This is a genomic window from Haloferula rosea (assembly GCF_016595525.1).
Lineage (GTDB): Bacteria > Verrucomicrobiota > Verrucomicrobiia > Verrucomicrobiales > Akkermansiaceae > Haloferula > Haloferula rosea.
Genome location: NZ_JAENII010000004.1, coordinates 331,780 through 346,176, shown reverse-complemented (window position 1 = coordinate 346,176; position 14,397 = coordinate 331,780). Strand labels below are relative to the sequence as shown.

Sequence of the window (14,397 nt, the reverse complement as noted above, 5' to 3'; positions counted from 1 at the left end):
GCTCCTGAAAGGCCCGCCCGATTTGCCGGCGAGGATGAGGCGGTTGGCTGGGGGCCGGCCCCACTCCTCTACCCTCGGTTGCGGGTGACTCTGCCCAGTCTCATGCCGGCTGAAGCCGACGCACCGTTGATCAGAATGAGTCGCGGTGGGACGCCACGGCAATGAACTGGAGCGAGACACTCCAGCCACAGGACGCTTCGCTTGACCACTGACCCCTCGACCCCTCCATCCTTGCCTTCGCCGCTTACGGGTTTGGTCGATGCCGGCTGAAGCCGGCGCTCCGTTAGAGAAACCTCTCACAGGGAGTAGCCCCGTTCTTCAAGTGGGACGGCCAACAAAGCGCGTTCTCCGTGGCGAACCTCTCACCCATCGGGCGGAGTGGAGCCCCGCTGCCACTGCCGGAAGCGCTTTTCATGCTTCGTCTTGCGACCGCTGACGCGTTTGCGCCACAGTCGGAAGCTGGACGGTTTCAGTTCGCGGCGCATGAGCTTGATGATCTCCGCTTCGACGAAGCCCGTCTTTCGCCGGATCTCCTCAAAGGAGGTCCGGTCTTCCCAGGCCATGCGGATCAGCGCGTTCTTCTGCTCGGGAGAGAGCCGGGATCGGGAGGACTTCGTTGTCTTGGACACCTCGAACCATCGGACGGAGAATTTCTGAGGCCAACGAAATTTGCCAAGGTCGCTGCGGATCCGCCAATGTCAGCCGATAGGCCCTTTAAAGGTCGTGCTCGGCTTCTCGCGCCGCGGCCTCTTCCTGCTCCAGTTGCTCATACTGCTTCCGGCAATGGCCCGCCCACGAAAGACCGGCACCGAGAAGTCCGCCACCGATCGCAGCGACACAGAGCAACTGCCGCCGCGAAGTGGCACAGAACTGCTTCTGCTGCTGGAGGCTCGGTTTGATTTGGCGAGTTATGGATGTCGATCCTCTTCGGATCAGCCGTGCTGTGAGGCTTGGGAGATCCATCGACCCGGTCGATCTCATTCCCGCAGCACTCCAAGAGTGCTGAACCTCGGATCACCAAGCGCGTGCCATCCATTGCAAGGCGATGATCGGAGAGCCCGAGGATGGCTGGAAGGTCCCTTCAGCCCTTGAATCGTTCTTCTTCTTTCGAGAACGATTTGAACTCCAAAGGATTGCCGCTGAAATCGAGGACGAACATCGTCTTTTGTTCGCCCACTTGCCCTGCATAACGGGTCTGCGGCTCGACGATGAATTCGATGCCCGCGTCAGCGAGACGCTTCCGGACTTCTTCGAAACGATCGGATGGCAAGAGACACCCGAAATGAGGAATGGGAACTTTGACTCCATCCACCACCCCACAGTAATCAAGCGCCGGGCGATCCTGGGAGACGTGGGCGGACAGTTGATGCCCGAAGAAGTCGAAATCGATCCATCGATCGGTGGATCTGCCCTCGGTGCATCCGAGGAGCCCGACATAGAACTCCCTCGTGGACTCAATGTCGGCAACTTTGAATGCGTAGTGGAATGGAGTCATGCGATTTGGATCAGGTGAACCGAGGCCGGCTGCCAAAAGCTTCGCCGAAATCTGAAGGGGACTGTCGGAGAAGAGGTTTCGCAGGAGAAGCACTTTCGGATTCGGACAACGCTTTCCGGGTTCCTTTCGTCCGCCGGTCACGACTGATGGCCGTGACACACGCCGGCCTGGACTGGATCTCCTCAGGTTCAGTGCTCAGAATCCGGTCCGAGTGGAGGGGTCCGCGGGCGCGGGGAGCGGATCACATGGTGAGATTTTTCCAAAGGCACGGGCCGCTACCAGGCATGGAATCGGACGTTTCGTCATTGCTTCTGGAAAGGCGGATTCTAGTTTCGGGCGATGCTCTTCAGCCGTGCCATGATCTTCTGTCTCCTCGCCACCCCGATGATGGCGGAGAAGAAGGAATCTCTTTTCGAGAACTCGGTGGTTTCGAACGATTTGGAATTCATCCGGACCGATGATGAATCCGCACTGAAGGCGGTGAAACTGATCGGGCGTGAGCGGAAGGAGATGCCCGATAAGAGAAATGAGGATCTCTTCGCGGAGGGAGCGGCGGTGTATGAGGTGCTGTTCAAGGATGGCCTGCGGACTGAAATTTGGGCTCATCCTGATCTGGAGGATGAGGTGGAACTGAAGGAGTTGACCGCGCTGATCTCGGAAGGCCTGGGCAAGCTCCCCCGACTGATGCGGGCGAAGCTCTCTCATGTGGTGCTTCATGAGGGCGATGAGGTGGCCTTCGGTGAGGAGGTGGGACGCTTCTTTGTTCTGTATTCAAAGAACATCCGCAAGCGGGTGGAAACCCATGATCTGGAGGAAACCATTTTTCACGAAGCCTGCCATGCCACCTTGGAGAAAGAACATGCGCAGCATCAGGATTGGTTGGCGGCCCAGAAGAAGGACGCGGCTTTCATCACCAAGTATGCAGAGCGGCTTCCCTTGAAGGAGGATCTTCCGGAATCAGCACTTTTCGCCTACACCGTGCTCAAGCACCCGGGCCGATTGCCCCCTGGGACCGAGAAATCCGTGCGCGAATTGATTCCGAATCGCCTGCTCTACTTCGAGAAGCTGTTTCAGCTTCGTTGACGCCTTGCACGACGCAGGGGACGGCCCCGAACGGTGCGTTCCAGCCACGAGGTGACGCACAAACCGGATGACCCGGGAGAGTGTTCCCGCGGGTCTCATCGGGCCTTGCGGGATGCGGAGGTGCAAGGCCTAGATGAGGGTGGAGCGGACTCCTATTCGGAGAGAGCCTTGGCCTTGGCCTGTGCATAGGCGCTCTGCAGGGCCTCGGAGTTCTTGCTCAGGTCGGTCAAATCCATGCCATTGATTTCACCGAGCCCAATGGAGCCATCGGCAGTCATCAGGGTCACGATGCGGGAGGCTTGGGCAGGTGAAACCTCTTCGTCGAGTGAATGGATCTTCTTCACGGCCGAATCGAAGAAGCGGTTTCCGGTGGCAGGGGCATCCCCCGACGAAGCGGCCGCAGCGGGGGTGTCGGAAGAGGCGCCGGGGCCATCGGAGTCGGTCTTCTCGGAGCAGGAAACCAAGGCGGCGGCAAGGACAGTGGTAGCGGCAAGTTTCAACATCCCGGGAATATGGAAAATACGGCTCAGGGGTCAAAGGGGAATCCCCCCTTCGCCGCTCCCTGCGGTCCGAAACCCCATCAGCCTTGATCGAGCACCACCCGCTTCCCCCGCCCCATGATTTCGACAAAGGCTTTTCCGATGCCGCTCTCCCGATCACCCTCGGGCTCTTCCCACTTCATGAAGCCGAGCCAAATCCAAAACATCTTCTGGGACGTCGACGGTGTCCTCGCGGATCTCAACTACGCCTACTTCCATTTCCTAACCGGTCACCCGAACTACCGGGATCGCTACGCCGGTCTGAAATGGGAGCAGCTTCCCGAAGTGCTGCCCATCGTACCCGAGTATGGCGCACTGGAGCTGAAGACGCACCCGGAGCTCGGCGCGAAGATGGATCGCGACTTCTGTGCCGACCAGTCCTTCTTCCGCAATCGCCCGCTCTACCCGAAGGTGATCGAAACGCTCAAGCGCCTGAATGCCCAGGGCTGCCGCCAGTTCACCATGTCGGCGACCTTTGATGTCGAGGCGAAGACCGCATATCTCAATGACATCCTCGCGCCGGTGACCGACTTCCTCACCATCGAGTGCGTGCAGCACGGCGAGTTCATGCACGACACCGCCAAGGTCGACCGGCTAAGGGAGTGTTTTCGGAAGTATGAGCTCAACCCGGACGAGACCATCCTCGTCGACGACCGCATCTACAACCAGCATGCGGCGATCGAGTCGGGCGCCCACCCGGTCCGCCTACGCTGCGAATTCACCACCGACCTGCCTGAAGACCTCGCGTGGATCCCCGAGTTCAAGGATGTCGAAGCCGTCGCCGACTGGTTGTTAGGCGAAGAAGGAATCAACTAACAGAACGAAGGAACGAGCGCGCCGGAGGCTCATGGGATGGCGCGGACACGCGCTCGACCCGCAGGGTGGCGCTCAGAAGCCCGCCGCCTGCATCAGGAATTGCCGCAGCTCATCCGGTGGATGCAGCCCGTGCGGGTGATGCCCTGCCTCGGGTTTCTTCCACACCCGGACCGGACCACCGAGTTCCGCATATCGTTCGGCAAGCCGGAGACCATTCTCAGCGGCCGGCACGACGTCGTCCTTCAAGCCAAGCACCAGAGCCACGGGAACCTTCGCTTTGGCAAGGGGCTCGAGGCCATCGATCACCTGGGCATGCTTGGTCGCTTCCTCGTCGGTCAACTTCCAGACTTCCAGCAGTCGTTTCCAGTCGGCCTCGGAACGCTTCCCCGACGCAATGCCAGATGGCCAGGTCCGGAAATCACACACCGGATTGTCGCCATAGACGGCCGCCACCTTGTCCGGGTTCCGGCTCGCCCAGCGGAAGATCGGCAGGCCTCCGCGTGACATGCCCTCGAGCACCGGCTTGCTCGACAGTCCGGCTTTGACGAAATACGCATGGCAGCGGTCCCAGCGAGCCATTGCCTCATCACTCCCGTAGAGGTTGGTGACATCGCAATACACGACGTGCCAGCCGCGCTCGAGCAACTGCAGATCCAACGCCGGCTGATGGCCAAAGAAGCGGGCGCGCCAGATCCAGGGGCGGCCTTCGCGGACCACGCGCGGCACCACCACCTTCACGCTGCCCCCGGCATCCTCATGCATCAAGTCGTAGCGTGAATAGCCATGGAAGTCCCCGAGCTTGGCATCGGGAAGCTTCTCCACGATCGAGTAGCCCTGGTCCGCCGGCGCGACTTCCGCCATGGCGGAGATGGAAAGGGCGAGCAGAAAGCCGAGCGACGAAAAGCGGGTCATGAACGCTGAAACGGAGTGTTAGAGGTTCAGATTTCACCGGATGTCCCGGGAATGGGAAACCGCTGCCAAACGGATCAGCCTCGAACCCTTTCAAGACGAATGTCGAAGACCAGCGTGGCGTAGGGGCCGATCCGATCACCCGCTCCCCGTTTCCCCCACGCCAGATCCGGGGGCACGACGAAACGGAACCGCCCGCCCTCCTTCATCAGCGGCAAGCCCTCTTTCAGGCCGGGAATCGCTTCTTCCATCGTGAAGCGATCCGTATCCGGAGTGCGGAAGGTGTCCTTGATGACCGTCCCGTCCGCCAGCAGGATGCGTTGGTTGACCTCGACGGTGCTCCACTCCGTCGGGCTGGCTCCCTCGCCCGGATCCACGATCGAGTACTGCAGCCCGCTCTCCGTCTCGATGACGTTGGGCTTCAGGCGGTTCTTCTTCAGGAACTCCTCCGACTCCGCGCGGGTGTCCCGCGCATTGCCACGCGTCCGCTTCTTGCTCGAGCTTCGGTTCTTTTCCTTCCTACGTTTCATGGCGGGATGCTCAGACGGTTGAAGCAGAGTCGCTTCACAACGGCAATGCCACATGCCACAACCGGCCCCGGATCGCCTCCCCTGACTCACTCCGGAAATTTCCACTGTTCTCACTGCCGCAGGAAAGGGAGGATCGCGCTTGGTTGAAGAAGTCCCGGAATCTCCGAGATCCGCCTCGGGGACACACGGTTCCATTTCGAGAAGCCGCCCAAGGCATCCCCTCCCCTTCCCATCGCATCATGAATCCGATCCGCCTCTTCAGTACGATGGTGCTGACGCTCATCCCCTGCCTGCTACTTCCTGCCATGGCGGACGAAGAGACCCTTCGCTTGCCCTTGAGGGTGCACCTCGTGACCGACATCGAGATGGTGCGTGAGGTCGCGAAGCCGGATGGCACCACCCACAAAACCCGGATGGACATGCCGGTGACGGTGGCCGACGCGAAGGTCATGATGGCGCAGGTGAATGACATCTGGGCGCCGGCCGGCATCGAATGGGTGACCGATCCGGAGGCAGGCGGCGGCGGGATCATCAGGGAGAAGGCCGCGGGAGGTCGATTGCCACAGGAACCTCTCGACACGCTGGCGAAGCAGGTGGTGGCGAGGGAGCGTGGCAGTCAGGTGAACTACATGAGCGAGGTGTTCCCACGGCTCGCGGACCCGGCGAACAACGAAACGATCGGCGACGACGGCCGCTTCAACCGAACCAAGCCGGAGATGTATCATCTCTATCTCCTCCCTTACGTCGGCCAGACCTTGCAGGGCACGGCGACGATCTCCGGGAACTTCGCGATCGTCGGTGTATTCTCGGACAAGGCTCCGAACCGAAAGGGCTACCCGAAGCCGCGCACGCATGTCATCCCGGCGAAGACCCAGCCCACTCTAACCATTTCAAACTTCCCCAAGGCGGGCGCCCTTTCCGCCACGATAGCCCACGAGCTCGGCCACAACCTGAGCCTCCTGCATGTGGACGAAGGCATGAAGGACAACCTGATGAAGGGTCATGTGAAGCTCCGGCTCGGTCCCACCCAAATCACAAAAGCAAGGGCCCAGGCCATGAAGGGTCCGCGTCTCGGCAAGCTCGACGTCAGCCCGGGGTCCCCAAAACTCTCGATGGAGACCCTTTCAGGCGAAGGAGTGTGGATCTCTCCGCTCCCCCCCGGCTACCCGAGCCGGGGCGGACCGTTGCGCGTGACGGTGTGGTTTGAAACCCAGTTTCTCGGAGATGGCATGGGCTACGAGCGCAGGTCGAAGGAGTTTGCTGATGCAGGTCGGCGCGAAATGCGCACGCAGGTTGTCAAAGTCCTGAAGAACGAAAGCATGCGATCGCATCGCGAGGCGGATGCCGTGCTCCAGCGGTTGCTGAAGGACAAGACCATCGACGATCTCGATCGCCACTGGATCGTCAACGGCTTCAGTTGCACGATTTCAAAAGAAGACCTGCCCGCGCTGACCAAGGTCCCTGGTGTGCGCAAGATTTTCCTGCGCGCCGCAAGGACTCCGCCAAGCCCACCTCTACCCGAAGTGGCGCCCGTGCCGGATCTGCCGGGCCCCGACAAGCCATCCTACGAAAACCTTCCCTGGTACATCGAAAAGCTGAAGGCGGACCAGGTGTGGAGGGACTTCGGAGTGGCCGGAGAGGGCACCCTCAACGTGATCCATGACAGGAACTTCATTGCCTCCAACCATCTGGCACGCAGCATCTACCGGAATCCGGACGAGATCCCGGGAAACGGCATCGACGATGACCTGAACGGCTACGTCGATGACGTGCACGGCTACAACTTTGATCGACAATCCCCACAGCTCCACACCCAGTCGTTCTCAGGCGACCCGAAGGACCGGAGGGTTCTCCACGGCACAAGTTGCGCCAACATCGTCTGCGGAGCCGGCTCGGAGTCAGGCATTCCACAGGTCGGCGTTGCCCCGCTGGGGCGCTGGGCCGGCGTGATCAACCTCGGCGGGATCGAAAGATCCGTGGAGTGGGCCATCGAGCAGGGGGCCGACACCTACAGCATGAGTTTCTCCCGGCGAAAGCTCGGCGAATACCAATCCCACTGGCGGAAAGTGATGGAGCATGGAGCCTTCTGCGGAGTGTTCTTTGTGTCCGGTGCGGGAAATGTGGAACGGGGCGATGAGTCCCCTTTCCTCATGAACATCCCGCAGAACATTCCGAACGCGGTCTTCGCCGCTGCCGGAGTTCAGAAGGATCTGAGCAAGACGCCCTTTTCCTGCATCGGCCCGGTGGAATGGAATACCGAACACTATCAGGATGGCATCGTGCAGAAGCCCGAAGTGTGCGCGTTCAACATCGACGTGCCGTGCCTGCTTCCCGATGGTTCCGTCGTTGAAAATCTGCTTCGCGGCAACTCCTATGCGGGTCCCATGTTCTGCGGAACCATCTCCCTGATGCTCTCGGCGGATCCCGATCTCCTCCCTTGGGACTTGCAGGAGATCATCACGACCACGGCGACCGATGTCGGACCACCGGGAGTGGACCATGAGACCGGTCACGGACTGATCAACTGCCACGCCGCAGTGAAGGAAACCCTCAGGCGCAAAGCGCTGCGCAACTCGCGCTGAAAGGGGACGCAAACGGGCAAGATGACGCCCGCCATCAGAATTGGGGAAGTCGCAAGGAAATGCCAGGTCGGCGTGATGATCAGACGGTCGATCGTTGACCCGACCGGCTGATCAAGCACCGCAAATGCAAATCTCCGGCGAAGCACTCAGCGCTCGGCATCCAGTTCGGCGCAATGCTCACCGAGCCACGTGAAGGCCGCGGCGATGTGGGGAGCGTGGACGCCGTGCCCCCCATTGAATTCGACGTAGTTCTGCTTGCGGATTCCTTCCTTCTTCAATCCATCGAGCACTTGTTCAGCCGCAGAAGGTGGCGCCACCTTGTCGTTCTTCCCCTGACTGAAAAAGACCGCGACGTTGCCGCTGGCCTTGCGCGATGGAGACGTGGAACGATCCATTTTCGAGTAGAGTTCCTCATTGCATCCCGTCAGGAAAAGACCCGCGATACGACGGCTGCCGTACTCCTTGCTTCCCATGCATGCCAGCACCCCTTGCGCGGCCTTGGCACCCCCGGATGAACCACCCGCGGCAAGGTTCCACTCGACCGATGCAGGCCACTCCTCGTTCAGGACATCGAGGGCCGCATCGATCATCGTGATCCGCCACATCAAGCCGTAGTTCGGCGGACGACCCTTGACGCTGTCCGAAGTCATCACCACCCAGCCCTTCGCCGCTCCCGGGGCGCCAAAATGTCGGATCGAATTTGACTGCTTCGAGTTCTTCCCCGATGAAGTTCCGAGCGTGACCATGATGTTGTATTGCTTCGTTGGATCGAAGCCCTCGGGCAGGAAGATGTGGATGTTCGACTTGGCGGAGTGCGCCTTGTTCTTGTCGTCGAAGGGGTAGCTGCTCGTATCGAAAGGCACCACATTCAGCCCAGGTTTGACCGGCACCCCGAGCAGGGTCACCTGCCCCGCAGGCCCCTTCTTGGATTCGCCCTCCGTGGGCTCCTCAACCTGTTCCTTGATCCACTGCTGATCCTCCTCCGAGAGATCGGCAATCGCCATGCGGTGCTCCTTGTTCCGGATCTCGAGGACGACATGGGCATCCCCGTCCCTGCGCAGGAACTCCCCTTCCACCGACTGCCCCTTCTGATTGGTCCAGGTCCTCGCCGAAAGTTGCATTGTTAGAGAAATCAACAAACAAACATGGAGAGGGCACCTTTTCATGACGGTGAGCAGTGTGCAAACGACCTGCTAGGTGGCGCAATCCAATAATCCCCCTCGTATCCCAAGGGATGACCCAAGGTTCTCGACGACGGGTCGACGACGCAGAATCATCCCGGCGGCGGTCAGATCGATGTTCTCGATCAACGAGCCGGGTCCCTGGCAGCTCGGACGGCCCGGGAGAAGTCAGGAATGCAGCACGCCGGTTCCTGACCGAACCCGAGATCGTTCACCCATTCATGCACAGCAGGCGGGCACCCCGGCCCCATGAAACCCTGAAGAGTGGGAAACGAGCGGCTGGAGGCGGAGGCGGGAATCGAACCCGCGAATGTCGGTTTTGCAAACCGATGCCTTACCACTTGGCTACTCCGCCGTCACACGTTCCGCGTGCGGGGGGAGATTCACTACGCAGCGTCCGCGCGCCTGTCAATGCCCGGGTTGGTCCGTTTTCCTCGATCGGGTGTCCATTTCGGCCCCTCCGATCCGGGAACGGCGGGCCCATCATCACTGCGATCCATTCTGGCCATTCGCGCCACATCCATCGACATTCCCCGCCATGTCCGACCCCGTTCGCGAACTCTACTCCCAGAAACGATACCCTGCCCTCAGTCATCCTGAGGCACACCCGGGGGTGCTCTGCGCTTCGGCACGCTGCACGGGATTGGTGTCGCCACCGCTGCCCGAGCAGTGCCGGGTGCTGGATATCGGCTGCGCGTCGGGCCACCACCTGCTCGCGCTGGCCGAGCGATTCCCGGATAGCGAGTTCCACGGGATCGATTTCTCGGACTCGGCGATCCGCACGGCGCGACAGGCGGCGGAGGCGGTGGGGCTGAACAACGTGACCTTCGAGCATGCGGACCTGCGCGAGTGGCAGCCGGGCTCGTCGGCCTACGACTATGTGATCGCCCATGGCATGCTGTCGTGGATCCCGGATGAGGCGAAATCGGCGCTGATGGACTTGGTCGCCAAGTCGCTGGCTCCCCAGGGCATCGCCTACGTGAGCTACAACACACTGCCCGGCTGGGCCATGCGTCGGGAAGCGGCGATGATGCTGAAGGCACTCCCCCAGATCGGCCCCTGCGACGGGCTCGACGCCCAGCTCAAGCAACTCGCCGAAACCGCGGCGATGTCGGACAGCGCCCACGCTCAGGATCTGGCCGAGATTTTCCGCGACATGCGCCGAAAGGGGCCCGAGATCCTGGCCTTCGATGAGCTCGCCCCCTGCTGTGACCCTTTCCATTTCAGTGGGGTGCTGCACTTGGCCGGTCAGAAGAAACTCCGCTATCTCGGCGAATCGACCCTGCCGGGGAATCTCCCTCCCAACCTCAATCCAGAGGCACTGAGGACGCTCGAGACGCTGCAAGCCGATCCCGTCCTATTCCAGCAGACGCTCGATCTTCTGTCCGGGCGAACGCACCGCAGCAGCTTGTTCTGCCATGCGGATACGCAGCTCGACACCGGCACGACCACCTCGGTGGTACTCCATTTCGCCGCTCGCCTGCGGGTCTCATCGCTGCCGGAAAAGGCGATCCATGGGGAGATCGTCGGACATTTCCATGCCGCGCTGGCCGCCGCGTCACCGGCATCGCGGTCCGTCCCGGATCTGATGGAAGACTGTGCCCGCCGGCTCGGCCCTCGTTGGGAGCCTGAACAGGCATCGAAGGCGATCGCAGACTGGCTCTATCAGGCGGCGCGACTCGGTTGGGTCGAACTCCGCAGTGAGGAAGTCCACGCCGCCACCCACGCTCCGGCGCGGCCGTGCCTGGGTGCACTGAATCTCCACTTTGCCAAGCAGGGTGATCCGCTCGTCGACGCCTTCCACCAGACCTGCCGCTTCCCCGAAAGTCACCAGAAGGTCGTGAAGGCACTCGACGGAACGCACGGACACGACGAACTGCGTGCGATCGCCCGGGACCAGGCACCGGACTTGGATTTCGACCCGTGGCTCGCTCATCTGGCGACCCGTGGCCTCTTCCCACCAGCCTGATCGAGCGGTCATCGGCATTGGGTCGACACGTAATTCTGCGGACACTCCCGGGGCTTTTTCCCTCGACTTCCCGAATCCCGGCCCGACGCTTTCGGCCGATGAAAATGAACCAATTCTTCATGGCTGCAGGTTGTGCCGCCATGCTCAGCCCTGTCTTCGCCGGTGGCGATGGATGGACCTCTGACTTTGCAGCGGCCAAGAAGCAGGCAGCGGACGAAAAGAAGAGCTTGCTCGTCGATTTCACCGGGTCCGACTGGTGCGGCTGGTGCATCAAGCTCAACGAAGAAGTCTTCCAGCACGATCCCTTCAAGGAAGGTGTGAAGGACAAGTTCGTCCTGGTGGAGCTCGATTACCCGCGGGACAAGTCGAAGCTCTCGGATGAGACCAAGGCTCAGAACGAGGAACTGCGCAAGGAATACGCCGTGCAGGGCTACCCGACCATCCTCCTGATGGACGAGAAGGGCCGTCCATTTGCACGAACTGGATACCAGGCCGGTGGCCCGGAGAACTACGTCAAGCACCTCGATGAGTTGCTCGCCGCACGCACCAAGCGCGACGAGGCATTCGCCGCTGCAGAGAAGGCCGAAGGCACTGAGAAGGCCAAGGCATTGGTCGCGGCTCTGGACGCCATGGGACTGGACGATGCCGTCGTCTCCGCCCAGTACGGTGACGTCGTGGCAGCAATCAAGGAAGCGGACCCGGAAGATGAATCCGGTTTCATCAAGAAGATCGAAAGCAACAAGAAGTTCGCCGACTTCGAAGACTCACTCAACGCGCTGGCTCGCGAGAACAAGCACGAGGACGCGCTCGCGCTGACCGAGAAGGCGATCAATTCCGGTGACTTCGAGGGCGACAACCTTCAGCAGGCCACCATGATCAAGGGCATGATCTGTGCGCAAATGGGCGACTTCGATGCCGCTCTCGCCGCCCTTGATGCCGCCAAGGAAGTCGATCCCGACAGCGAGCTCGCAAGCCGGGTGGACACCTTCAAGGACCGCATCAATCAGATGAAGGCCGCCAAGGAGGCGGACAAGGAAGAGAGCGAGTAAGGGAGCCCTCGCCCCCATTCATTCCAAGCACGGTCGGACTGGTTCCGCCCGTGCTTTTTCTTGTCTGGATCAACCACCAGGCTGGCCAACGGTCGCAGATATCGAAGGACGAGCCCGCTTGGGATTACTTGCTCAGGTCGGCGCACATGCTCAGCAGCTTGGGATCGAGCACATACTTCGAATCACAGACCTCATTGATGGGCAGGTCACCGTAGTCGCCATCGCGATACACCATGATCGCATTGGTCTTCCCCACCTCCAGGGCCTCGATCGCACCAACCGCAAACTTGTGCGCCATCAGTCGGTCGCGGACCGTGGGAGATCCACCCCGTTGCACGTGGCCGAGCACCGTGAGGCGCGCTTCCATGTTGATCGAGTCGTTGATCCATCGGGTCAGGTAATCCCCCATCTGCGTGCCTTCCGCCACGATCGCGAGGACGTAGCGGCGGCCGTCAGCAATGTCCGCCTGCAGCCGGCTACCGATCGAGTCGAGATCGTAGGGCAGTTCGGGAGTCAGACAGATTTCCGCGCCACAGGCCAACGAGCTGACCATGGCGAGGTAGCCACAGTGGCGACCCATGACTTCGATCACGAAGGCACGGGAGAACGAGGTCGCCGTGTCACGGATCGAGTCGACCGACTGACGGATCATGTTCAGGGCCGTGTCGACGCCGAGACAGTAGTCCGTTCCGGCGATGTCGTTGTCGATGGTGGCGGGAATTCCCGCGAAGGGCACCCCGAAGTCGGCATAAAATTGGTTGAGTGCCCGGAATGATCCATCGCCACCGATCACCACCAGCTTCTCGATTCCACGCTTCTTGAGATTCTCGTAGGCCTTCTGACGGTGCTCGAGTTCGAAGAACCTCTTCGACCGGGCCGACCGCAGGATGGTGCCGCCGCGGTGGAGAATCCCGGATACCAGATCCCGCTCGGCACGGACGAATTGGTCGTCGATCAATCCACGCAGTCCATCATAGACGAGCCATGGTTCGTAGCCCCGCTTCGTGGCATACTCCACGACGCATTTCACGGCAGGATTCATTCCAGCGGCGTCCCCTCCAGAGGTAAATATGGCCAATCCTTTCTTCATCGCGCGCAGGGAACGGCAGCAGGCCGATTTGGGCAAGTCCCGCGTGCCTGAAGTTTTCAGCTGCAGATTGCAGCGCCCCATGCTCGCCAAACTCATCGGCGGCTGACATCTTCCAACCATGGCGATGATCTCCCGGCGCAAGAACCGTTACCCGGTTTCCCCGGCATTGGGGCAATACCTCTACCGCTTCGACCGCCTCCGCAACATCCCGCGCATCTACGAGGATCTGACCCGCTTTGCCGGCTCGATGCCCTACGAAGATCCCTCGGGAAAGGAAACCCTGTGGCTCACCGTGTTCTACGACCCGGAGCACATGCGCGAGCTGCGGCCGAAGCTCACCAAGATCTACACCGAGCTGAAGGTCAGCGGTCACGATACCCACCACGAACACCTTCAGGTCGACCGCATCGATTTCGGTGAGTTCGGCAACTCACGCCCCTTCCGCATCCGCATCACCAACCTCTACAATGACAACTCCGACTACTTCTACGTGAAGCACTCGGACGCCTCGCGGATCTACGGACTCGAACTGGAGCACATCCTTTCGCCGAACCGGATCAACTACCTGATCAATGAAGAGACGCTGATCGAGGAACACATCGCCGGAGTGCCCGGAGACAAATTCCTGAAGGACTACCTGAACGAACCCGAACTCAACCGCGTGCGGATCGCCAAGGAATTCACCAAGTTCAACGAGAGGTGCTTCATCCGGCTGCTTGGCGACATGCGCAGTGTGAACTACATCGTGGAAGTCACTCCCGACTTCGAGGAGGTGCAATACCGTGTGCGCCCGATCGACTTCGACCAGCAGAGTTACGAAGGCCGCGGGAAAACCTATTTGGCCTACCGCTTCGACTCGAACCGAACCGTCACACGTCTGGCATTCGAAGTCCTCAACCGGCGGTCGATCCAGCAGTATGTCGCCGAAGAGCATGCCCAGATGCGCCAGCGAGCCAAGGTCGAGCGGACCCGGCTCAAGGCGCTGCTGGGACTCATGAGCCGGGAGGAACTCGCACCCCGCGAGCATGTCGCGCGGCTCGCCCTGGATCTGTCAAAGTACCACCACGACGACGTCTACCGCGACTGCAAAACGATGGGTGAACTCACCGCGACCCACGTGTCGCACATGCTTGAGATCTGACCCACTTCCCTGC

13 protein-coding genes and 1 tRNA gene are annotated in these 14,397 nt (G+C 60.9%); 6 read left to right on the top strand and 8 right to left on the bottom strand.

Annotation, left to right across the window (positions count from 1 at the left end; all coding sequences use genetic code 11):
• Nucleotides 1-362 precede the first annotated feature (362 nt).
• Together JIN81_RS07625 and JIN81_RS07620 are read right to left on the bottom strand one after the other, a co-directional pair.
• The gene (locus JIN81_RS07625; protein WP_325100861.1) at nucleotides 363-629 is read right to left on the bottom strand and encodes a TIGR03643 family protein; all 267 of its coding nucleotides are present in this window, start codon (nucleotides 627-629) and stop codon (nucleotides 363-365) included.
• Nucleotides 630-1,081: 452 nt separating this feature from the next.
• Nucleotides 1,082-1,495, bottom strand: coding sequence for a VOC family protein (locus tag JIN81_RS07620; protein WP_200278250.1), 414 nt, complete (start codon nucleotides 1,493-1,495; stop codon nucleotides 1,082-1,084).
• Nucleotides 1,496-1,834: 339 nt separating this feature from the next.
• Between JIN81_RS07620 and JIN81_RS07615 the strand changes: the two genes are divergently transcribed.
• A complete protein-coding gene (locus JIN81_RS07615) occupies nucleotides 1,835-2,578 on the top strand; it encodes a hypothetical protein (protein ID WP_234044563.1) in 744 nt (247 codons plus the stop codon).
• Between the two features lie 152 nt (nucleotides 2,579-2,730).
• On the opposite strand, the gene JIN81_RS07610 is transcribed toward JIN81_RS07615, so the two are convergent.
• Entirely contained in the window at nucleotides 2,731-3,081 is a 351-nt protein-coding gene (locus tag JIN81_RS07610; protein ID WP_200278245.1) for a hypothetical protein, read from the bottom strand.
• A 177-nt stretch (nucleotides 3,082-3,258) separates the two neighbouring features.
• Between JIN81_RS07610 and JIN81_RS07605 the strand changes: the two genes are divergently transcribed.
• The gene (locus tag JIN81_RS07605) at nucleotides 3,259-3,933 is read left to right on the top strand and encodes an HAD family hydrolase (protein WP_200278243.1); all 675 of its coding nucleotides are present in this window, start codon (nucleotides 3,259-3,261) and stop codon (nucleotides 3,931-3,933) included.
• Nucleotides 3,934-4,005: 72 nt separating this feature from the next.
• Here JIN81_RS07605 and JIN81_RS07600 read toward each other — a convergent pair whose 3' ends face one another.
• The gene (locus tag JIN81_RS07600; protein WP_200278241.1) at nucleotides 4,006-4,845 is read right to left on the bottom strand and encodes an alpha/beta hydrolase family protein; all 840 of its coding nucleotides are present in this window, start codon (nucleotides 4,843-4,845) and stop codon (nucleotides 4,006-4,008) included.
• 74 nt (nucleotides 4,846-4,919) lie between these two features.
• On the bottom strand, nucleotides 4,920-5,372 hold the full coding sequence (locus tag JIN81_RS07595; RefSeq protein WP_200278239.1) for an FKBP-type peptidyl-prolyl cis-trans isomerase: 453 nt from the start codon (nucleotides 5,370-5,372) through the stop codon (nucleotides 4,920-4,922).
• A 239-nt stretch (nucleotides 5,373-5,611) separates the two neighbouring features.
• Here JIN81_RS07595 and JIN81_RS07590 point away from each other — a divergent pair, with 239 nt between their 5' ends.
• Nucleotides 5,612-7,954: a S8 family serine peptidase gene (locus JIN81_RS07590; RefSeq protein WP_200278237.1), complete on the top strand. Its 2,343-nt coding sequence runs from the start codon at nucleotides 5,612-5,614 to the stop codon at nucleotides 7,952-7,954.
• 146 nt (nucleotides 7,955-8,100) lie between these two features.
• Here JIN81_RS07590 and JIN81_RS07585 read toward each other — a convergent pair whose 3' ends face one another.
• Both JIN81_RS07585 and JIN81_RS07580 read right to left on the bottom strand, forming a co-directional pair.
• A complete protein-coding gene (locus JIN81_RS07585) occupies nucleotides 8,101-9,120 on the bottom strand; it encodes an alpha/beta hydrolase (protein ID WP_200278235.1) in 1,020 nt (339 codons plus the stop codon).
• Between the two features lie 295 nt (nucleotides 9,121-9,415).
• Nucleotides 9,416-9,490: transfer RNA gene (locus tag JIN81_RS07580), tRNA-Cys, on the bottom strand.
• Nucleotides 9,491-9,673: 183 nt separating this feature from the next.
• Here JIN81_RS07580 and JIN81_RS07575 point away from each other — a divergent pair.
• Nucleotides 9,674-11,104, top strand: a complete 1,431-nt coding sequence (locus tag JIN81_RS07575) for a class I SAM-dependent methyltransferase (protein ID WP_200278233.1) — start codon at nucleotides 9,674-9,676, stop codon at nucleotides 11,102-11,104.
• Nucleotides 11,105-11,202: 98 nt separating this feature from the next.
• Nucleotides 11,203-12,153 carry a thioredoxin family protein gene (locus tag JIN81_RS07570; RefSeq protein WP_200278231.1) on the top strand — a complete coding sequence of 317 codons (951 nt, stop codon included), beginning with the start codon at nucleotides 11,203-11,205 and terminating at the stop codon, nucleotides 12,151-12,153.
• Nucleotides 12,154-12,277: 124 nt separating this feature from the next.
• Here the strand turns inward: JIN81_RS07570 and JIN81_RS07565 are convergent, their stop codons facing one another.
• A complete protein-coding gene (locus JIN81_RS07565; protein WP_200278229.1) occupies nucleotides 12,278-13,243 on the bottom strand; it encodes a 6-phosphofructokinase in 966 nt (321 codons plus the stop codon).
• Between the two features lie 118 nt (nucleotides 13,244-13,361).
• On the opposite strand from JIN81_RS07565, the gene JIN81_RS07560 reads away from it, so the two are divergent.
• Nucleotides 13,362-14,384, top strand: coding sequence for a hypothetical protein (locus JIN81_RS07560; protein ID WP_234044562.1), 1,023 nt, complete (start codon nucleotides 13,362-13,364; stop codon nucleotides 14,382-14,384).
• The last annotated feature ends 13 nt before the right edge of the window (nucleotides 14,385-14,397 follow it).

Coding starts and splice junctions, on each gene's coding strand:
- JIN81_RS07620 (WP_200278250.1), bottom strand. CDS start 1,495: ATGACTCCATTCCACTACGCATTCAAAGTTGCCGACATTGAGTCCACG.
- JIN81_RS07615 (WP_234044563.1), top strand. CDS start 1,835: ATGCTCTTCAGCCGTGCCATGATCTTCTGTCTCCTCGCCACCCCGATG.
- JIN81_RS07610 (WP_200278245.1), bottom strand. CDS start 3,081: ATGTTGAAACTTGCCGCTACCACTGTCCTTGCCGCCGCCTTGGTTTCC.
- JIN81_RS07605 (WP_200278243.1), top strand. CDS start 3,259: ATGAAGCCGAGCCAAATCCAAAACATCTTCTGGGACGTCGACGGTGTC.
- JIN81_RS07600 (WP_200278241.1), bottom strand. CDS start 4,845: ATGACCCGCTTTTCGTCGCTCGGCTTTCTGCTCGCCCTTTCCATCTCC.
- JIN81_RS07595 (WP_200278239.1), bottom strand. CDS start 5,372: ATGAAACGTAGGAAGGAAAAGAACCGAAGCTCGAGCAAGAAGCGGACG.
- JIN81_RS07590 (WP_200278237.1), top strand. CDS start 5,612: ATGAATCCGATCCGCCTCTTCAGTACGATGGTGCTGACGCTCATCCCC.
- JIN81_RS07585 (WP_200278235.1), bottom strand. CDS start 9,120: ATGAAAAGGTGCCCTCTCCATGTTTGTTTGTTGATTTCTCTAACAATG.
- JIN81_RS07575 (WP_200278233.1), top strand. CDS start 9,674: ATGTCCGACCCCGTTCGCGAACTCTACTCCCAGAAACGATACCCTGCC.
- JIN81_RS07570 (WP_200278231.1), top strand. CDS start 11,203: ATGAAAATGAACCAATTCTTCATGGCTGCAGGTTGTGCCGCCATGCTC.
- JIN81_RS07565 (WP_200278229.1), bottom strand. CDS start 13,243: ATGAAGAAAGGATTGGCCATATTTACCTCTGGAGGGGACGCCGCTGGA.
- JIN81_RS07560 (WP_234044562.1), top strand. CDS start 13,362: ATGGCGATGATCTCCCGGCGCAAGAACCGTTACCCGGTTTCCCCGGCA.